Source organism: Mycobacteriales bacterium (genome assembly GCA_030697205.1).
Classification (GTDB): domain Bacteria; phylum Actinomycetota; class Actinomycetes; order Mycobacteriales; family SCTD01; genus JAUYQP01.
Map to the genome: position 1 here is coordinate 13345 of JAUYQP010000058.1, position 17573 is coordinate 30917.

Genomic DNA, 17573 nt, shown 5'->3' on the forward strand with positions numbered 1-17573 from the left:
ATGCCTGCTAGCGTGAAGGCATGGCGCAGATGACCTGGCGGACCAGTGAAGAACTGCTGGAGCGGGTCCGGTCGCAGGCGGAGCGACACGGCCGCAGCCTCAACGACTGGGTCTCGACGGTGATGGCCGCGGCCAGCGACCCGTCCCACGCCGGAGGCGACGCTGACCGGGTGCGCGAGCGACTGGCCCACGCCGGCCTGCTCGAGACGACAGCGGCCCTGCCGACGTCGGCCCGGCGGCCGGCCAGCCGGCGGCTCGCGGCAGCGCGCGCGGCGGCAGGGCGCGGAACGCCGTTGTCGGACCTGGTGACCGAAGCCCGTCGGTGACCGTCTTCGCGGACTCCTCAGCGCTCGTCAAGCTCTACGCCGACGAGACCGGCGCTGACCTCGTCCGCGCTCACCCGCTGTTCGTGGTCTCGGCCGTGGCTCGGGTGGAGGTGCCAGCGGCCATCTGGCGCAAGCACCGCGTCGGCGAGCTGTCCGCCGACGACGCAGGAGTCCTGGCGCGGGCCTTCGCCGCCGACTGGCACGACGAGCGAGGGCCCTTCGTGCCCGTCGCCCTCGGACCTGCCCTGCTGGGTGGGGCTGCGGAGCTGGTGGCCACGCACGGGCTTCGGGCGTACGACGGAGTGCAGTTGGCCTGCGCGACAGCTGCCCGCGCCGCGGACCCCGACGTGGACACGTTGCTCTGCTTCGACGCGGAGCTCAGCGAGGCGGCGGCTCGGGAGGGCTTCAGCCTCGCTGTCTGATGCGGTCGTCCTGCAATGCGGCAGAGCGGGCGTGGGTCGGGTCAGGTGGAGCAGGGGTCCAGCCCTGCCGAACGAGGCGTACGACGTCGAGGGGGTGCGCCTCGCGCCAGCTCTGCAGGGCGGCGTGCTCGTCCGCGGCGGTGTCGGGCTCGGTGCCCGTGCGGTCGTGGTGCCAGCGCAGGGCGTCTGCGGCGTACCAGGTGTTGGCGGACGGCCCGCGGTTGATGCCCATGTGGCAGTGGGTGAGCACGACCGCGTCGGGGTCCGCGGCGAGCGCGGACTCGATCCAGGAGACCGCCTCCTCGAACCACTCGGCGGGCACCTCCTGGCCGGCGTCGTCCATGCCGTGGTGGAGGTAGCCGATGTGTGGCGCGCAGAAGCGGAAGTCGACCTGGTCGCTGTGCTCGAGGCAGACGTCGACGTGGCGGCAGGGGTGGACAGGATGTCGGGGCTCTCCGAAGCGACTGGCCCTGCGAACGGCGCATCCGTGACAGGCTCCGCGGTCGGAGGTGGCGATGAGCCGGGTCGATGACGTCGAGCGCCTGCTGCAGGTGCTGCAGGTGCTGCGCAACGCGGAGGGGTGGCCGGTCCCTCGGCCGGCGCTCATCTCGAAGGTGAGCGCCTACGCGTCGTCCACCGCTGACAACCGCTCCCTCAAGAAGATGATCCAGCGCGACGTGAAGGACCTCGTCGGGCTCGGCTTCCGCGTCGAGGAGGTTGCGGACCCAGGTGAGGACAGCCGGCTCGTCCTGCACGCGGGGACGTGGCGGGTCCCGGTCGAGCTCGACGACGCGGAGCAGGCGCTGCTGGTCTGGGTGACCGCGGTCGCCGGCGCTGCCGTGGCCGAGGACTCCGCGGGGTCCGCTGACCTCTCGGACCTGCTCGGGCGGGTGCCGCGCGAGCTCGACCTCGTGCAGTCCGCGATCGCGCGACGGCTGCGGATTCGGGTCGAGCGCGACGGTGACGAGGTCGAGTTCGAGCCGGCAGAGCTGGCGTCGCGGCTGGGTCGGTGGTTCGTGCTCGGCCGCTACGCAGGGTCGACCAAGGTGCTCGCGCCGCGCCTCGACGGCCTGGTGGTGCTGGGACTCGGCGGGCCCGTGCCGGGGCCCTTCGAGGTCGGCGACGTCGACGAGCGGCTCGACCCGACAGCCTGGGACGAGCACCCTCCGGTCGACGTCGTGCTCAGCTGCCGGACCTCGGACCTGTCATCCGTGCGCTCGTGGTTCGAGCGGGCGAGCCTGGAGCACCGGGAGGACGGGACGTCGGTGCTGCGCTTCTGGGCGACCAACGAGGCCGCGGTCGTGACGCGGGTCATCGGTCTGGCAGGGGCGGTGCAGGTGCTCGCGCCCGACTCGGTCGCGGCGGAGATCCGGCAGCGCGCCGAGGCCGTGCTGGTGGGTGCGTGATGGAGAGGTCGCTGACGAGCCTGCCCTTCGTCCCGTCGGTCGAGCCGCCGCCGCTGCTGGCCAACAACGCCAAGGCGACCGAGCAGTTCGCCCGGCTCATGGACGCGCTGCTGATCCTCGACGCCGAGCGCTCGTGCCGGGTGAGCGAACTCGCGGCCAGGGTCGGTCTGGAGCCGGGTCGGATGCGGGAGCTGCTGTCGGCGTACATGGTCGCGGGAGCCGAGGCGCTGGGACCCGACGCGCCCTTCAACCTCACCTTCGGGACGGCCGACGGGTCACTGAGCGGTGACGAGGACGACGACGCGGCGCAGGGCACCGCTGACGTCGTGCACCTGTCGGGCATGCGCGAGCGCGGGCAGTCGCTGCTCGGCGACCTCGGCCGCCGGCCGGTCATGGTCAAGGACGTCGCGCGGGTGCTGCTCGCCGGCACGTTGCTGCTGCGTGGCGACGACCTGCCAGCAGAGCGCCGGCTCGTGGTGCAGGCCCTGGTGGACAAGCTCTCGGCTGCGATGGGCGCGTCCGTCGACGCTCCCGCGGAAGCGTCGGCCGAGCAGTTGCAGCGGGCGGTGCTCGACAGGTGCCGGGTGCGTTTCCGCTACCTGCACCCGTGGACGGGGGAGTCCTCGGTCGTGGAGGTGGAGCCGTACGACGTCCACCGCCGTCGCGACCGGCTCGTGCTGGACGCGGGCGCTTCCGCGGAGGCGCCACTGGTGTCCTACGACGTCGGTGGGATCTCGGAGCTGGTCGTGCTCGCGGGTGAGGCTGTCTTCGCGGCGCGCGCCCTGCCACCGCGCGGAGAGCGGGTGCCGCGCGTCCCCGTCGTGCTCCGGGTGACGACGGAGGCGCAGGAGGACTGGGTCTGCAAGGGCTGGAAGGGCGTCGTGGTCGGGCCGTCCGGCGATGGCCGGCTCGACATCGCGATCCAGCTCGACGGCAGCGCCGACGACCCGGCTGCTGCCGAGCGGCTTGGAGCTTTCCTGCTCCAGCTGGGTCCCGGTGCCTCGGTGGTGTCGCCAGAGGGACTGCGCGACTGCGCCCGCCCGGTGGCTCTGCGGCTGCTCGCTCAACTCACGGACTGACCGGTCGGTCCGGGGTCCGGCCACGGAGAGTGGCTGTGCGTTGCTCCGGGGCGCTCTGTGTGCCACGGGGGCATGCACTCGATCCCGTGCACCTGCACCGCATCACGTGCACCTGCACTCGATCGAGTGCACGGCTCGACGGCACACGCAGCACCGGGATCGTGCGCTCGGCCGCGAGTCTTGCTCCTCGGCTGCGCGCCGGCGGCGGGGCGGGCGCCGAGGTGCCGCAGGAATGGGGCGACGTCCGCCCTCGCGAAAGGTTCGACCTTGGCTGTCCTTCTTGGCGTGGCGGGACCGGTCATCGACAACGAGCACTTCCAGGCTCGAGGGGCACCCGTATGGCCACTTCGGCAGTCGCGCTGGACATTCATGCCGACCTCCAGAACGAGGACGAGACCGGCTACGTCTGGACGTACCTGGATCGGGCCCTTCGCCCTGAGCTCATCGTCCCGGGTGCCGTCGTGATCGCTGGTAGCGGCCTCGGACGGTGCCCGGCGAGAGTGGTGGACGTGGTCGACGGGCCTGGCGGCCCGCTCGTCCACCTCGACCTCGTCGAGGGCAGCGTTGCCGAGTTCGAGCGGTCTCGACAGGCCTGAGGCGAGCCCTGCCCAATGCGGGCCGGTGGGCTAGCGCGTCGACAAGGTCGACGAGGACCCGCTCGTACCCGCTGTCCTGCACCCACAGGAGGCGTCGGGAGTCTCGGCTCGCTCGACGAGCTCGGTGACGACTGTGCGGAGGACGGCGACGATGGTGCTCTCGGGCAGGCCCTGAGCGACGGCGTCGACGACGGCTCCGTAGTACCAGCTCAGCTGGTGCGGGCAGGCGTTGAAGAGCCTCCAGAAGTCGGGGCCGAAGGCGTCGACGTCGGCGACGATGCACCGGGCGTTGTGGGTCTTGTCCGCCGCCGTCACGAGCAGGGCCTCGGGGGACTTGTGGCTCATCCCCTCGATGTAGGGGCGCTTGCGCTCGGCCCAGGTGCCTGACCGGTTGCCGTCGGCGTCGAGGCCGTCGCTGCACGCCCGCACGATGTCGGCGACCTTCTCGCCGAAGCGCTGCCTGATCGTCGCCAGCACCTCGCCCCCGGTGCCCGCCGGTGCGTCCTCGACGGAGTCGTGGAGCAGGGCTGCGATTGCCGTGTCCTCGTCGCCGCCGTGCTCGAGGACGAGTCCACTGACCGCCATGAGGTGCGAGAGGTAGGGCACCTGCGACCCCTTGCGGAGCTGGTCGCGGTGGTGGGAGGAGGCGAAGAGCAGGGCGTCGTCGTACCTGGTGGTGAGCGGTCCGGAGCCGAGCTCTTCGCGGCTGTCGAGACTCGCGGCGGGCTGAGGACGGTGAGTGTTTGCGTCGTGGTGCAAGGGACCTCCAGGGGTCGTGGGGAGAGCGAGGGTCGTGAGGACAGCGGCCACGCGGTCGGCGACGGAGCCGCGGACCTCGAGCCAGGGGGCGGGCTGCTGGCGCAGTACCTCCCGGAAGCGCTCAGTCATCCAGGGGCGGAGGTGCTCGCCGTCGCGCAGGCCGTCCTGCACGAAGGGGACGTCGTCGCTGGTGAGGACGTAAAGAGCCGGCGGCCGGCTCGCGGCCAGCGCCTCCACGGACCGGCTCCGGATGCCGAGGTAGCGCTCGTGCCAGACGGCGGTGGCGAGCGCGTCGGTGTCGGCGATGAGCCAAGGGACAGGCGTTTCGCGGGCCAGGACATCCTCTTGGCGCGACTGCTCGACGGCGATGTCATCGAACTCCTGCGAAGCCCACGGGGCCTCCAGCCCACCGGGGCGGATCTCGGACCAGGTCCGGCCGTACTCCGGCACCCAGGCGCACCCGAGCTCCTGGGCCAGGGCCTGAGCGAGGGTGGTCGTGCCCGTCGACTCCGCGCCGAGCACGACGACGCGACGGACGTAGTGCGCCCGCACGGCCGGAGGCAGGTGCTGCCAGTGGGCTGCGGGATCGGCCCGCACGGCGGTGCCGCTCACCGGCACGGCGCTCCGACTCAGGTCGACCAGCTCGTGCGCGCAGCCCAGCCGACGGGCGAGCTCCTCGCCGTACTCCTCGCTCGTGAAGACGGCGTCCACGTCCTCCGGCAGGACGCTGCGGAGCGAGGCGACGTGGAGGTCCCAGGCGACCGGGTCGCCGTAGTCGGTGTCGGCGTCGTCCCAGTGGGCGCGGATCTCGACGTCGGGGTGCTCCTCCTCGAGCCAGGCCTGGCGCAGGTCGCGGTCGATCGGCTCGTCGTGGCGGGCCCCGAGCACGACGACGAGCCGGTCGCACCGGGCCGCGGCGTGGCGGATCAGGGCGCTGTGGCCGGCGTGCAGTGGTAGGAACTTCCCCCACACGAGCCCGACGGCGTAGCGGCTCATCCGACCTCGACGAGCTCGCGTGCCGGCTCGTCGACCGCCCGCCGCCACTGGACGAGGCCGGCGATGCAGAGCCCCAGGAAGCCCGCGTAGAGGACGGCGGTGAGGTGCAGGTCCTTGTAGGCGTAGAGCGCGACGTAGAGGATGTCCGCGGTGATCCAGACCCACCAGTTCTCGAGCCGCTTGCGCGTGAGCAGGTAGGTCGCCTGCAACGACAGGACGGTGGTCACCGCGTCCCAGAAGGGGACGGTGGAGTCGGTCGTGGACGCGAGGAACGCCGTGAGTCCGACGGTCGCCGCGACGCCTGCGGCACTGAGCCACAGGGCTTCGGGTCGCGGTGTCCTGCTGACGGTCAGGCGGCTCCTGTCCGGGCCGCCGTGCAGCCACCACCACCAGCCGTAGAGCGCGAGTCCGATGTAGACCACCTGCAGGCCGGCATCGGCGTAGAGGCCGACCCGCCAGAACAGCACGATGAAGAACACGTTGTTGGCGATGCCGACCGGGAAGTTGGCGATGTGCTGTCGTACGACGAGGAACACGCACAGCGCACCGGTCACGAAGCCGGCGACCTCGGTCCAGCTCATGCGAGAGCCGCCTCGAGCAGGTCGGGGTTGAGGTAGGTGACGGGCAGCGCCGCCTCCACGCGGTCGAGGGACTCACGGACGCTGTCACCGGTCACGAGCGCACCGTAGACGGCGGCCACGAGCGGCGTGCGGGAGTGCATGGCGACGCAGTGCAGCAGGACCGTCTTGCCCTCGGCGCGCAGGGCCGCGACGGTCGCGGCGGCGTCGCGCAGGACGGAACCCGGGTCGAGGTTGGCGTCGACCTCGTCGACGAGCCAGAACTCGACGTGGTCCTCGGGCGCGACACCTGCGAGCGGCACCTCGTCGCGGCCCATCCGGCAGAGGCTGACGACGGCGTCGGCGACGCCAGGGCGGACCGCGCCGATCGCACCGAGCAGCACACCCGGGTCGTCGGGGTGGACGACGACCGCGGTCGGTGTCGCGTCGTAGTGGTGGGTCGGTGCGCTCGGCCAGCCGTGGCGGGCAGGTTGGCCGCCCCGGGTGGTGAGGACGGCCAGGCGCGCCAGGTCGCGCGAGCGCATCCCGGGCCAGCCGTGGAGCAGCCGCCGGTAGCGAGCGGGGACGGCGGAGCCGCCGTAGCGGGCGCCGAGCAGCTGGCCGGCGATGGCGGCGACCGTGTCGGTGTCGCCACCTCCGGCGACAGCGGCGTGCAGACCGGCGACGAGCCCGTCGGTGCGGCTGATCGCCGACCAGGCGCCGAGCAGCGCCGCGACGACCCAGCCGTTGCTGTGGCGGTAGTGGCTCGGGTCGACGGTCTCGGCCTCGGCGAGGAGCGGGGCCCAGTAGGCCTCATCGACGTGGGGGAGGCCGACGCGGACGTCGAGCTCGCCGGTGCGGACGGCGTGGTCGATCGCCAGGCACCACAGCGCGCAGGCGTCGCCGGCGACGGGGTCGTGGTGGGTCAGGGCGCTGGTGAGGCGCGCGGCCTCGACGATCGCGTCGGTGTCACCGAGGTGGGCCAGGGCGACGGGCCCGGTGCGCATGAGGCTGCCGTTGCCGGCGGTCCGGCCGGACTGCTCGTGCAGGCGCTCGCTGAAGCCTCGCATCGCTGTGGCGCCCTGGCCGCGGCTGGCGCTCAGGACCTGGCGGGTCTGGACGCCGACATCGGGCGGGTTGTCGGCGTACCACCGCAGGAAGCCCGCGGCGATCGCCTCCTGTGCCTCGTCGGTGCGCAGGTCGGCGCCGGTTGCCGCCACGTCGGCGATGCACAACGCCATCTCGGTGTCGTCACTCCACTGCCCGGGCGCGATGCCGCCGAGGCCTCCGCCGAGCATCTGCGGCTCACCCGTAAGCGTGCGACTGCCGTACTCGTAGGGGACCCCGAGCGCGTCGCCTGCGGCCTGGCCCATGAGGACTCCGACCGCTCGGTCGGTCTGCGTGCTGTCGAGGCGCATGTGGCCTCACCCCCTCTGTCGTCACTTCGACGATAACCCACGGGTCCGACATCTACTGCGGTCGGCCAACAGGCCGGCGCGGAGTCCCTCTTGAGCGCCCGCGAGGTGCACTCGATCGAGTGCCCGTGCTCGTGATCAGCCTCACCTGCACTCGATCGAGCGCAGTGCAGGGTGAGGCAGCGGTGTCCCCTGACAGACACAGGAGATCGCCCGCTGGTGAGGCGTGAGCGTCGGCAGGCCACCTCGACGACAACGGCCGGTCACTCACGAGCGGTGAGCACCGGCCGCGGCCTCCGACAGGTACCGGGGTACTGGCCGGTGGCGACAGGCTCCTCGGCTCGATCATCGCCCGCCGACGGCCCCGGTCGCGCGACCGCATCAGCGGGCGAGGAACGCGTCGCGCAGCCGCGTGGGAGCCCGGCAGAGCCAGGCGTCGGTGATGGCCTCATCGACGTCGTCGAAGGACGCGCGCTCGACGTGCAGGAGCGCCATCGGGTGCAGGCCGTAGCCCGCCACGACGAGCCAGAGGTCCGGGCGAGCGGCGGCGAGGGCGTGGGCGACGCCGGGGTCCGCGACGCGCACGCCGAGCGCCGGCCCGCCCGGGGGGTCCGGCAGCCCCGCACGCTCGCTGGGTCGCAGGAACCGCTCCCAGCAGAAGGCCTTGCTGCCCACCCGCCACGAGGTGCTGGTAGGGCCGGGCTCCTCGACCGCGCCCGGGAGGTCCAGCGCGACCTGCCGCACGTCGTCCCAGGTGGCCACGTCGACATCGTGGCAGCGCGTCGCGGGCCGCGCACCTGTGGCCGGAGCCGCGCGACGGGCGCACGAGGTCGTCCGAGCCGTCGACCTGAGCACTGCCTCCCCACCCGCAGGTGGTGGAACCCGCCTCGCGCCGACGCGTCTCAGCCGACGGGCGGGAGGCCGCCGTGGTCGTGGGTGCGCTCCTCCTTCGGCAGGCACCGGCCGGGGCTGGGCCGGGGGGCGACCTCGGACAGCCAGGAGGCCGGCACGACGGCGACGACGTCCGGGCGGCGGACGAGCCGCACCCGGGCGCCGGACCCGACCACCTCGATGAGCTGAGCCTGCTCCCCGGCAGGCAGCACCTCGCCCGCGACCGTCGGCGCGCAGGTGGGCAGCGGCCCCACGAGGTGCACGCGCGAGCGCAGCTGCTCGTCGTCGAGCCAGCCGACCAGGCCTCCGGCGCGGACCCGGTGGGCCCTGTCCCTGACCTCGAGCAGCTCGACGAGGGTCCCGTCATGGAGTTGACCCGCGTCGCCGGTGCCGTCGGCGCGCGCCGAGAGCTGCACGACGTGGGACTGGACGAGCCCGTGGTCGTCACGGCCGGACGCCAGCAGGGCCGAGGTCGTCACCGCCTCCTCGGTCCCGCTGTCGGTCGACGCGAGGCCGGGCAGCACCGCGACACCGAGGACGAGCACCGGCGCCACGGCGCTGGCCGCGACGAGCCGCCAGGGGAGGGACACGTCAGCAGGCGGTCGGGTTGGGGGTGCCCTTGGTGGGCCCGGTGCTGATAGCCGTGCACCACGCGCCACCGTCACCGGACCGGCGGAACACCTTGTCCGACTGGGTGCTGCCGAGCGAGTAGGTGTGCACGTCGTACTCCGTGGTCTTGTCCGTGGCGAGCAGCCGCACCGACTCGCTGCCGGTGTTGTTGAGGAACCCGCTCGCGAACTCCATCACCCAGCGACCACCGGGGGCGATCGTGGTGCCGGCCGGGATCTGCTTCGGCGCGCCGCCGCCGCCCGCGACGTCGTCGATCCAGAGCCCGCCGATCGCGAGCGACGTCGAGGTCGGGTTGTAGAGCTCGACCCACTCGTTGCCGGTGGACGGCGCCATCAGGTACTCGTTCACGCGCACGCTGCTGGGTGTCCCCGGGGAGGCCGTCGACCCGGTGCTGTAGCTGCGGCTGCCCGTGTCGTGCGTGACGACGTAGCCCGCGCCGGCGCCGGTGGTCCGCAGTCGGACGTCGCCGTTGCTGTTAAACGTGCCGGTGTAGTCGATCGCGGCACCGGAGCCGTCGGTGGTGTCGCAGGGGTTGTTGGCCAGGTAGACGTCAGCGCCCGCTGCCTGGAAGGCGTCCAGCACCCGGTTGGCCGGATGGCCGTAGCTGTTGGTCCCGCAGGACACGAAGGCCGTCTCAGGATCCAGACCACCGACGTACGCCGCGCTGCTGCTGTGGCTCGAGCCGTGGTGGTTGGCGCGCGCGGTGCTCACGTCACCGAAGGCACTGACCAGGCCACGCTCGACGTCGTTGTAGGAGTAGCCGAACGACGAGGTCGAGTACTCACCGTCGGTGTCTCCGGCCGTGGCGTAGGACCAGCCGCCGTACTGCACCTTCACCGCGACGCTGTAGTCGTTCTCGCTCGGCGGCACCGGGTCGGACGTGTGGTCGCCGCTGACCGGCGTGACGCCGTCCGCCTGCAGGACGCCCTTGGCGTTGGCCTGCACGATCCGCGTCGTGACGCCGGCACCGAGGTCGAGCGACGGGAAGGCGACCGTGTTGCGCAGGGTCACGACCTTGCCCTCGATGGCGGCGCGGTCGCGCTGGCCCGCGGGACCGTAGAGCCAGCAGATCCAGCGCCTGCTGGTCTGGCTGACCGTGCCGGCGTTGTTCCAGGCGACCTCGGGTGCAGGTGCCGACGAGGTCCCGACGTCGCAGCGGTTGTCGCCGTCGGCGTCGGTCCAGGTGCCGCCGTCGCGGTCGAGCACGGTGCCGACCGTGAAGCCCAGGTGGTCCTGGTGGAGCAGTCGCCACAAGCCGTTGCCGTAGGCCGTCGTGTCGTTGGGGTTGCCGGCGTAGCCGATGTGGTCGAGGTGGTGGTGGCTCGCGAGCACGTAGTCGAGGTGGACCGGACCGCTGGTCACCCCGCAGGCGGAGCGGATCCGGGCGGCGACGGACTCGGCCTTGGTGCCGGTGGTGGCATTCCACGCCGTCTCGCCCAGGTCGACGAGCAGAGTGCGCCCGGTCGGCCCGATGACGAGCTGGCTGTCGCCCTGCTCGACGTCGAACCAGACGACGGTGACCTCGCCGGGGTTCGGTGACGTGCAGGGCGTGGCGTTGGGCACCGCCGCGGACGCGGCCTGCGGGGCCAGCGCGGTCAGGCCGCCAGCGGTGAGGGCGAAGGACAGCAGGACGAGGGGGAGTCTGCGCACAGGGCGTATCCGACCGGGGACGGGTGGCCGCCGGGTGACGAGGAGGCGTCGTGTCGCGGTCGCCCCGCCGTCCGGCAGTTCCCTGGTGGGGCGGGCCCCGCTAGGGAGTGCTCCTGCTGCGCGAAGATGGTGCGGTGAGGACCCCGGCGAGCCTGAGGGGGCTGCCGCGCGAGACCTACGTCCTCGCCCTGGTGGCCTTCTGCGTCGCGCTCGGCTTCGGGATCGTGGTGCCCGCGGTGCCGCTATTCGCGCAGCAGTTCGGCGTCGGGAGCACCGCCGCCGGCGCGGTCATCTCGGCGTTCGCCTTGATGCGCTTCGTGTCGGGGCTGAGCGGTGGGCGGCTCGTCGACCGGGTGGGGGAGCGGGCCGCGCTGCTGGTCGGGCTGCTGGTCGTCGCGGTGTCCTCTCTGCTCGCGGGCCTGGCTGTCAGCTACCCCCAGCTGCTGATCCTGCGCGGTGTCGGCGGCATCGGCTCGGCGGTCTTCACGATTGCCGCGACGAGCCTGCTGCTGCGGGTCGCGAGCGCCGCGCAGCGCGGACAGACGCAGAGCGTCTACCGGGGCGGGTTCCTCATCGGCGGGATCGCCGGCCCGGCCCTGGGTGGCGCGGTCATCGGCGTCTCGCTGCGCGCACCGTTCTTCCTCTACGCCGGGACGCTCGTGCTCGCGGCGCTCGCCGCAGCGACGTTGCTCCCGAAGCCGCCGCCGAAGCCGCCGAAGGCTGACAGGCCGCCCAAAGAGCCGACCGTCCCGCTGCGGGTGACGCTCGCCGACCCGTCGTACCAGGCTGCTCTGGCTGGGAGCTTCGCGACCGGCTTCGCGGTGTTCGGGGTGCGCAGTGCGATCGTGCCGCTGCTGGTGGTGCAGCAGCTCGACCTGGGTGCGGGGTGGATCGGTGCGTCGTTCACCGTCGGCGCGATCGTGCAGGGGGTGCTGCTCCTGCCTGCGGGCAAGGCGGTCGACAGGATCGGTCGCCGCCCGACGCTCGTCGGTGGCGGGCTGCTCGTCGCGGTGGCGCTGGCGGGGCTTGCCGCGGCGGACGGTGCTGTCGGGCTGATGGTGTCGACGGTGGTGTTCTCGTGCGGGGCCTCGCTGCTCGGGGTCGCTCCGGCTGCGCTCGTCGGTGACGTCACCGAGGGGCGCAGCGGTCGGGCCGTCGCGGTGTGGCAGATGGCCAGCGACCTGGGCGGGGTCACCGGGCCGCTGATCGCCGGGCTGCTCGTCGACTACGCGTCCTTCGGTGCGGCCCTTGTCGTGAGCGCGGTCGTCGTGGCGGTGTGCGCTCTCGTGGGCTTGCGGGTCCCGGGTGCCGGGTCTCGGGCGTCTCACGGCGTGCGTGGCTCTCGGTCCATCAGCTAACGAGCACACCGCCCGCACGCGTCGGGACGCCTACGTCGTCACGTGCTAGCATTGCTAGCACGTGGAACGGAGTGCCGTTGTGGCAGACCTGAGCATTCGCAACCTCGATGACGACGTGAGGCGGCGTCTGCGTGTGCGCGCGGCCGAGCACGGGCTTTCCATGGAGGCTGAGGTCCGGCAGATCCTCACCGAGGCCGTCGCCGACGAGGGCCTCGCAGCGCGCCCCTTCAGCGCACTGCGGGAGAGCTTCGCGGCGATCGGCGGAGTCGACCTGCAGCTACCGGCTCGTGATGAGCCTGCACGCTCTGCGACGTTCGTGACGTGATCGTCGTCGACACCAATGTCTTCTCGGAGCTGATGCGATCCGCGCCTGCTCCGCAGGTCGATGACTGGTTCGCCGCTCAGGACGAGACCAGGCTGTTCGTGACCGCAGTGACCCTGGCCGAGGTGTCTTACGGCATCGAACGACTGCCCGCCGGCGCGCGCAAGCGGACCATCCTGGCGACTGCCGAGGAGAGCTTCGGGGCGTTCGTCGGCAAGGTGCTCCCCTTTGACGAGGTCGCAGCCCGCGCCTATGGCGCGATCGCCGCCGAACGAGAAGCGCTAGGCCTTCCGATCAGCGCGATGGACGCACAGATCGCTGCGATCTGCCGCGCCAGCGGAGCACTCCTCGCCACCCGCAACACCAAGGATTTCGAGCAGACAGGTGTCTCCCTCGTCGATCCATGGAACGCGGAGTGAGGCCCTCTCGTCATCGCTCGACGAGGTCGGCTGCCGACACCGGCTGACCGGGCCGTCAGGGACGCGCTTCGAGGACCAGGTTGAACGGTGTCTCGCTGGCGCGGCGGAACCGGCTGAAGCCGGCCTCTGCGGCGATCTCCCGGAGGCGCTGCTCGCCGGCCTGCGCGCCGAGCGCCGTGCCGACCGCCTCGGAGAGGGAGGCCGGAGTGCAGATCATCGTCGAGGCGCCGTAGAAGACGCGACCGACGGGGGTGAGGTTGTCGGCGAGGTCATCGCCGGCGTAGGGCTCGACAAGCATGACCGTGCCGTCGTCGGCGAGGGCTTTGCGGGCGTGGCGGAGGGCGCCGAGCGGGTCGCCCATGTCGTGCAGGCAGTCGAAGTAGGTGATGAGGTCGTAGCCCGTGCCCGGGAAGTCGGTGGCCGACGCGACCTCGAAGCCGACCCGCTCGGCGATGCCGGCGTCGGCGATGAGCTTGTTGGCCGCGTCGATTGAGGGCTGGTGGGTGTCGAAGCCGGTGACGATGGCCTGCGGGTAGCTGTGACCGAGGATCGTCGTCGAGTGCCCGAAGCCGCAGCCAATGTCGGCGACCCGCGCGCCCGCGGCCAACTTGTCGGTGATGCCGTCCAGTGAGGGGATCCACTCCTGCGTGAGGTGGGCGAGGTAGCCGGGCCGGAAGAAGCGCGCGGTGCCGGTGAACAGGCCGGCGTCGTGCTCGCCCCAGCCGATGCCTTCCCCGCTGCGGAAGGCCTCGGCGAGCCGGGGGGTGATCCGTGAGGCGGCCGCGAACGCTTGGAACCCGCCGAGCACGCATGCCGGGCTCGTCTCGTCGGTCAGAGCCACGGCCTGCTCCGCCGGAAGGCTGAAGCGGCCCTCGCCCTCGTAGCTGAGGTAGCCCCCTGCTGCCTGGCAGGACAGCCACTCCCGCAGGTAGCGCTCGGACGTCCCTGTCTTCTTGGCCAGCTCGGCGGGGGTGACCGGGGTGCCGTCGGCCATGGCGCGATAGAGCCCGAGCTGGTCGCCGATGACGACGAGCGGCGCGTTGACGACCGCGCCGAGCTCGCCGACGACCTGGCCGACGAAGGCCATCAGTCGGTCCTCGTCCACGGGACGGGTGGGTGTGGTCGGAGATGTGCTCATGTGCCCTCCTGGGGCGGGCCCGGTGTCGGATGCCTCCTTGACACTGCGAGCGAGGAGGTCGAGCGTCCATACGCACAGGTGCGTACGCCGAGCAGTGGGGGCTGCCATGTCGACAGCACTGGCCCTTGTCAGCGTCCTGACGGCACGCGAGCGCGAGGTCCTCGAGCTCGTGGCCGAAGGGCGGACCAACCAGGCGATCGGTCATGCGCTGGCGCTGAGCCCGCGCACGGTCGCCAAGCACCTGGAGCACAGCTATCGCAAGCTCGACGTGAGCTGCCGGACCCAGGCCGTCGTCGTCGTCCTCCGGGAGCGGGCCGGCCCGGCCTGAGCGCCGCACATCGCCCAGCCTGCAGCGAACGCGGCCGACACGAGCACTCCGCGGCCGCTGCGCGCGAGCGGCGGCCCTCGATCCCACGCTGCTACCCAGGCCTCAGCCCACGCGGGCCGGCTGACGGCTCGTTGTCGCCACCGTCAGCGAGCGTCCGGCCAGGGCGAACGCCCACAGCACCGGTAGCAGCGCGGCCCCCATGGCGATCAGGCCGCTGAGCGCGAAGAACAACGGCAGCCACAGGGCCAGCAGCACTGCAGCGCCTCGCGGCTGAAAGCCCCTGCGCAGCAGGGAGATCCCGAGGACGAGCGCGCCGATCATCCCGATGAGCATGAACAGCAGGGTGACTGCGAAGAACTCGTCGAGCAGCGGCGTCCAGTAGCTGCCGGTGACACCGACTGTCATGCCCACCAGACCGGTGAGAGTCAGTCGCCACCCCCACCTCTCGGCCCCGACCGGCATGCGGGTCCGACGAACGGCCACGGCGCACAGCGCCACGACCAGCAGGATCGGCGCCCACAGCTTGCCGTAGGTCGTGTAGACGGTGTCGGCGCTGGCCCAGTCGAGCAACGGCGACAGCGCATCGGCGGAGGGCTCCGCCCACGCGCGCACCACGCCGCTCTCGAGGTCTCCCTTGCCCTCCTCGGTCGCGAACCGCGAGAGCGCCGCGAGCGGCGCGAGCACCGTTCCTGCTACTGCTGCGGCAAGAGCCGCACGAGCGATCTGCTGATCGTCGAGCTTCATGATCCCCCCGGGGTCGTCGTCGGTGACGGCGACGCTAGGGACGAGCCGACCGCCCGTCGTCGGCCTGCGGATCGGTCCTGTCTCCACCCTGAGGTTGATGCCGGGCAGTCCTCGAGCCGCTACCTTTCCGCCATGAGCGAGGACCGGAGCCTCGGCTGGCGCGATGTGCTGGTGCCGCTGCTGGTGCTCGTCATCGCGGTGGTGGAGGCGGTGTCCTACGGGCCGCCGCGGCTGCCGCTCGTGCTGGGCGTCGAGGCGTTCGCCTGCGCGCTGATGGTCGGGCGACGGCGGTGGCCTCTCGTGACCGCCGCGGCGGCGATCCTGCCGCTGCTCGGGCTGTCCCACGTCGGACCCGCGGTGGACGTTCTCGCGGCCCCGGTCCTGGTGATGGTGCTGGCGTCATTCAGCCTCGGGCGCTGGGTGGCCGACCTGCGGGGGCTCGCTGTGCTCGTCCCGGCCTACGTGCTCACGGTCGCCGGAGTCGAGCGCTCGGACGGCAACCCACCGGACATCACCGATGTCGTGTTCGTCGCGGCGCTGCTCGTCCCGCCGTACGTCTTCGGTCGCGTCATGCGCACCCTCGACGAGCGCAGCGCACGACTGGCCGCGCAGGCGGAGCTGCTCTCGCGGCTGCAGGCGACGGTCCGCGACGACGCCGTGGCCGCGGAGCGGGCGCGGATCGCGCGCGAGCTGCACGACGTGCTGGCGCACTCGATCAGCGCAATGGTGGTGCAGGCGTCGGCGGGGGAGGAGCTCGTGCGGCGCGACCCTGATCGGGCGGCGACGGCGATGGCGCAGGTCGCCGAGACCGGCCGGCGCGCGCTGGCCGAGACCGGGCGGCTGCTGTCGCTCGTCCGTGACGACCACGACGAGCTCGGGCTCGACCCCGACCCGGGGCTCGACCGGCTGGACGAGCTCGTCGACCAGTTCCGTCGTAGCGGCCTCGACGTGGAGGTGCACGTCGATGGCGACCTGGACGAGCTGTCTGCGGGGATCGACCTGTCCTCCTATCGCATCGTGCAGGAGGCGCTGACCAACGCCTTGAAGTACTCCCTCGACCGGCGCGTCGAGCTGCGTCTACGACGCACAAGCGGCTCGCTCGTCATCGAGGCGGAGAACCGCGGACGCCCCGGGCCGTCCACCGGCAGCGGGCTCGGCTTGGTGGGGATGGCCGAGCGGGTGTCGGTCTACGGCGGCACGATCGAGCACGAGTTCACCCGTGACGGCCGCTTCCGGCTCGCGGTCGTGCTGCCGGTCGAGATGGCGGACGTGTGACCTCGGTCGTCATCGCGGACGACCAGGAGCTGGTGCGCTCAGGGTTGCGGATGGTGCTCGAGGCTCGTGGGATCGAGGTGCGCGGGGAGGCGGGTGACGGCCGGGAGGCGGTCGACGTCGTCGTCCGTGAGTCGCCCGACGTCGTGCTGATGGACATCCGGATGCCGGTGCTGGACGGGATCGCCGCCACCCGCGAGCTGGTGGCGCGCGACACGGGCACCCGGGTGCTGGTCCTCACGACCTACGACCTGGACGAGTACGTCTACGGGGCCCTCCGTGCAGGCGCCGCGGGCTTCCTGCTCAAGGCCACCCCGGCGGAGCGGCTGGTCGCGGGGATCGAGACGGTGGCTGCAGGAGATGCACTGCTCGCGCCCCGGCTCACCCGGCGGCTGATCGAGGAGCACGTCTCGCGCCCCCCTCCCGTGGCTGGTGTCCCTGCGCCGCTGCGGGTGCTGACCGAGCGCGAGCTCGAGGTGCTCGTCCTCATCGCCCGTGGCCGGACCAACGACGAGATCGCGGTGGATCTCGTGGTCAGCGAGGCGACCGTGAAGACGCACGTGAACCGGATCCTCGGCAAGCTCGAGCTGCGCGGTCGGGTGCAGGCGGTGGTGCTGGCCTACGAGACAGGGCTGGTCCGGCCTGGTGGCTGACGGCCTGGTGATGCCGGTTGCAGTGCACGCCGCTCAGCAGGCGGTGTAGCCGGGGGAGCCGCCGCGCCGGCTGCAGGTGTCCAGGGTCGAGCCGGCTGCGTTGCGCAGGGTCGCCGCGTCCCCGTCGTTGTTCCAGACGTAAGCACCGCTGCCCCAGTAGCGGTGCCCACCCATCGAGCAGGGCGCGGAGCTGTGCTCGTGCGACACGGACTTCCAGCGCTTCCCCGGGTTGCGGTGGACGGACCCCCTTCGGGCCTGAGTCGCCTCGGGCCTACCTCGAGCCGTGACGCAGCTCGGCGACAAGCTCCGACACCGAGCCCGTCGGCGAGACACGCGCGACGCCCGCGGCTGGAAGTCGGGTAGCCGCGGGGCGACTGACGACGCCCTCCGCGGTCAGACGCTCGAGAGCATCGTCGGTGTCGATCCCCACGAGGCGAGCGACGGGCAGGCCGCGCTCGGTCACCACGATCTGCTCGCCGGCCCGGACTCGGGCCAGGTAGGCAGACAGGTGGGTCCGGAGTTCGGAGACCGCGACGTCCATCACTGCAGCGTATGAATCTGGCAATTCGTTTGGGCACGGCCGGCGCTACGTCCGCGGGTCGTGCGCCGGTG

General features: G+C 72.2%; 22 protein-coding genes. 11 read left to right on the plus strand and 11 right to left on the minus strand.

The annotated features are described in order from the left end of the window. Positions 1 to 20: 20 nt before the first annotated feature. Together Q8R60_19050 and Q8R60_19055 are read left to right on the plus strand one after the other, a co-directional pair. Positions 21 to 326: an Arc family DNA-binding protein gene (locus Q8R60_19050; GenBank protein ID MDP3714569.1), complete on the plus strand. Its 306-nt coding sequence runs from the start codon at positions 21 to 23 to the stop codon at positions 324 to 326. Next, positions 323 to 748 carry a type II toxin-antitoxin system VapC family toxin gene (locus Q8R60_19055; protein MDP3714570.1) on the plus strand — a complete coding sequence of 142 codons (426 nt, stop codon included), beginning with the start codon at positions 323 to 325 and terminating at the stop codon, positions 746 to 748. Before Q8R60_19050 ends, Q8R60_19055 begins: the two co-directional genes overlap by 4 nt. On the opposite strand, the gene Q8R60_19060 is transcribed toward Q8R60_19055, so the two are convergent. Further along, positions 732 to 1091 (minus strand): hypothetical protein, encoded by a 360-nt coding sequence (locus Q8R60_19060; protein ID MDP3714571.1) that lies wholly within the window; start codon positions 1089 to 1091, stop codon positions 732 to 734. The genes Q8R60_19055 and Q8R60_19060 overlap by 17 nt on opposite strands. 172 nt (positions 1092 to 1263) lie before the next feature. Here Q8R60_19060 and Q8R60_19065 point away from each other — a divergent pair, with 172 nt between their 5' ends. The 3 genes from Q8R60_19065 (at position 1264) to Q8R60_19075 (ending at position 3829) form a co-directional block, all read left to right on the plus strand. Continuing rightward, positions 1264 to 2154, plus strand: coding sequence for a WYL domain-containing protein (locus tag Q8R60_19065; GenBank protein ID MDP3714572.1), 891 nt, complete (start codon positions 1264 to 1266; stop codon positions 2152 to 2154). Next, the gene (locus tag Q8R60_19070) at positions 2154 to 3233 is read left to right on the plus strand and encodes a WYL domain-containing protein (GenBank protein MDP3714573.1); all 1080 of its coding nucleotides are present in this window, start codon (positions 2154 to 2156) and stop codon (positions 3231 to 3233) included. Before Q8R60_19065 ends, Q8R60_19070 begins: the two co-directional genes overlap by 1 nt. A 338-nt stretch (positions 3234 to 3571) precedes the next feature. Continuing rightward, complete coding sequence (locus Q8R60_19075) at positions 3572 to 3829, plus strand: hypothetical protein (GenBank protein MDP3714574.1); 258 nt, start codon at positions 3572 to 3574, stop codon at positions 3827 to 3829. Positions 3830 to 3859: 30 nt separating this feature from the next. Here the strand turns inward: Q8R60_19075 and Q8R60_19080 are convergent, their stop codons facing one another. From Q8R60_19080 to Q8R60_19105, 6 genes are all read right to left on the minus strand, one after another. Then, the gene (locus tag Q8R60_19080) at positions 3860 to 5584 is read right to left on the minus strand and encodes an AAA family ATPase (GenBank protein ID MDP3714575.1); all 1725 of its coding nucleotides are present in this window, start codon (positions 5582 to 5584) and stop codon (positions 3860 to 3862) included. Further along, positions 5581 to 6165, minus strand: a complete 585-nt coding sequence (gene pnuC / locus Q8R60_19085; GenBank protein MDP3714576.1) for a nicotinamide riboside transporter PnuC — start codon at positions 6163 to 6165, stop codon at positions 5581 to 5583. Before pnuC ends, Q8R60_19080 begins: the two co-directional genes overlap by 4 nt. Beyond that, positions 6162 to 7559: an ADP-ribosylglycohydrolase family protein gene (locus Q8R60_19090; protein MDP3714577.1), complete on the minus strand. Its 1398-nt coding sequence runs from the start codon at positions 7557 to 7559 to the stop codon at positions 6162 to 6164. Before Q8R60_19090 ends, pnuC begins: the two co-directional genes overlap by 4 nt. Before the next feature lie 378 nt (positions 7560 to 7937). Then, positions 7938 to 8318: an MmcQ/YjbR family DNA-binding protein gene (locus tag Q8R60_19095; GenBank protein ID MDP3714578.1), complete on the minus strand. Its 381-nt coding sequence runs from the start codon at positions 8316 to 8318 to the stop codon at positions 7938 to 7940. Positions 8319 to 8458: 140 nt separating this feature from the next. Continuing rightward, positions 8459 to 9037 (minus strand): hypothetical protein, encoded by a 579-nt coding sequence (locus tag Q8R60_19100; protein MDP3714579.1) that lies wholly within the window; start codon positions 9035 to 9037, stop codon positions 8459 to 8461. A gap of 1 nt (position 9038) precedes the next feature. After that, a complete protein-coding gene (locus tag Q8R60_19105; protein ID MDP3714580.1) occupies positions 9039 to 10727 on the minus strand; it encodes a lamin tail domain-containing protein in 1689 nt (562 codons plus the stop codon). Positions 10728 to 10861: 134 nt separating this feature from the next. Here Q8R60_19105 and Q8R60_19110 point away from each other — a divergent pair, with 134 nt between their 5' ends. The 3 genes from Q8R60_19110 (at position 10862) to Q8R60_19120 (ending at position 12826) form a co-directional block, all read left to right on the plus strand. Then, positions 10862 to 12085: an MFS transporter gene (locus tag Q8R60_19110; protein ID MDP3714581.1), complete on the plus strand. Its 1224-nt coding sequence runs from the start codon at positions 10862 to 10864 to the stop codon at positions 12083 to 12085. Positions 12086 to 12164: 79 nt separating this feature from the next. Continuing rightward, positions 12165 to 12410, plus strand: a complete 246-nt coding sequence (locus tag Q8R60_19115) for an Arc family DNA-binding protein (GenBank protein ID MDP3714582.1) — start codon at positions 12165 to 12167, stop codon at positions 12408 to 12410. Beyond that, positions 12407 to 12826: a type II toxin-antitoxin system VapC family toxin gene (locus tag Q8R60_19120; GenBank protein ID MDP3714583.1), complete on the plus strand. Its 420-nt coding sequence runs from the start codon at positions 12407 to 12409 to the stop codon at positions 12824 to 12826. The genes Q8R60_19115 and Q8R60_19120 overlap by 4 nt, the downstream gene beginning before the upstream one ends. Before the next feature lie 55 nt (positions 12827 to 12881). Here the strand turns inward: Q8R60_19120 and Q8R60_19125 are convergent, their stop codons facing one another. Further along, a complete protein-coding gene (locus Q8R60_19125) occupies positions 12882 to 13931 on the minus strand; it encodes a class I SAM-dependent methyltransferase (protein MDP3714584.1) in 1050 nt (349 codons plus the stop codon). Between the two features lie 139 nt (positions 13932 to 14070). Between Q8R60_19125 and Q8R60_19130 the strand changes: the two genes are divergently transcribed. Then, positions 14071 to 14292 (plus strand): LuxR C-terminal-related transcriptional regulator, encoded by a 222-nt coding sequence (locus tag Q8R60_19130; protein ID MDP3714585.1) that lies wholly within the window; start codon positions 14071 to 14073, stop codon positions 14290 to 14292. A gap of 102 nt (positions 14293 to 14394) precedes the next feature. Here the strand turns inward: Q8R60_19130 and Q8R60_19135 are convergent, their stop codons facing one another. Next, positions 14395 to 15123, minus strand: coding sequence for a hypothetical protein (locus tag Q8R60_19135; GenBank protein ID MDP3714586.1), 729 nt, complete (start codon positions 15121 to 15123; stop codon positions 14395 to 14397). A gap of 45 nt (positions 15124 to 15168) precedes the next feature. Between Q8R60_19135 and Q8R60_19140 the strand changes: the two genes are divergently transcribed. After that, a complete protein-coding gene (locus tag Q8R60_19140; GenBank protein ID MDP3714587.1) occupies positions 15169 to 16311 on the plus strand; it encodes a histidine kinase in 1143 nt (380 codons plus the stop codon). Then, positions 16308 to 16961 carry a response regulator transcription factor gene (locus tag Q8R60_19145; protein ID MDP3714588.1) on the plus strand — a complete coding sequence of 218 codons (654 nt, stop codon included), beginning with the start codon at positions 16308 to 16310 and terminating at the stop codon, positions 16959 to 16961. The genes Q8R60_19140 and Q8R60_19145 overlap by 4 nt, the downstream gene beginning before the upstream one ends. Positions 16962 to 16994: 33 nt before the next feature. Here Q8R60_19145 and Q8R60_19150 read toward each other — a convergent pair whose 3' ends face one another. Further along, complete coding sequence (locus Q8R60_19150) at positions 16995 to 17168, minus strand: hypothetical protein (protein ID MDP3714589.1); 174 nt, start codon at positions 17166 to 17168, stop codon at positions 16995 to 16997. A gap of 64 nt (positions 17169 to 17232) precedes the next feature. After that, on the minus strand, positions 17233 to 17502 hold the full coding sequence (locus Q8R60_19155) for a type II toxin-antitoxin system prevent-host-death family antitoxin (GenBank protein ID MDP3714590.1): 270 nt from the start codon (positions 17500 to 17502) through the stop codon (positions 17233 to 17235). Between the last annotated feature and the right edge of the window lie 71 nt (positions 17503 to 17573).

Excerpts from the sequence above, each read along its gene's own strand:
- Q8R60_19065 (MDP3714572.1), top strand. The coding sequence starts at position 1,264 with ATGAGCCGGGTCGATGACGTCGAGCGCCTGCTGCAGGTGCTGCAGGTG.
- pnuC (MDP3714576.1), bottom strand. The coding sequence starts at position 6,165 with ATGAGCTGGACCGAGGTCGCCGGCTTCGTGACCGGTGCGCTGTGCGTG.
- Q8R60_19130 (MDP3714585.1), top strand. The coding sequence starts at position 14,071 with ATGTCGACAGCACTGGCCCTTGTCAGCGTCCTGACGGCACGCGAGCGC.
- Q8R60_19060 (MDP3714571.1), bottom strand. The coding sequence starts at position 1,091 with ATGGACGACGCCGGCCAGGAGGTGCCCGCCGAGTGGTTCGAGGAGGCG.
- Q8R60_19075 (MDP3714574.1), top strand. The coding sequence starts at position 3,572 with ATGGCCACTTCGGCAGTCGCGCTGGACATTCATGCCGACCTCCAGAAC.
- Q8R60_19090 (MDP3714577.1), bottom strand. The coding sequence starts at position 7,559 with ATGCGCCTCGACAGCACGCAGACCGACCGAGCGGTCGGAGTCCTCATG.
- Q8R60_19155 (MDP3714590.1), bottom strand. The coding sequence starts at position 17,502 with ATGGACGTCGCGGTCTCCGAACTCCGGACCCACCTGTCTGCCTACCTG.
- Q8R60_19080 (MDP3714575.1), bottom strand. The coding sequence starts at position 5,584 with ATGAGCCGCTACGCCGTCGGGCTCGTGTGGGGGAAGTTCCTACCACTG.
- Q8R60_19140 (MDP3714587.1), top strand. The coding sequence starts at position 15,169 with ATGAGCGAGGACCGGAGCCTCGGCTGGCGCGATGTGCTGGTGCCGCTG.
- Q8R60_19070 (MDP3714573.1), top strand. The coding sequence starts at position 2,154 with ATGGAGAGGTCGCTGACGAGCCTGCCCTTCGTCCCGTCGGTCGAGCCG.
- Q8R60_19050 (MDP3714569.1), top strand. The coding sequence starts at position 21 with ATGGCGCAGATGACCTGGCGGACCAGTGAAGAACTGCTGGAGCGGGTC.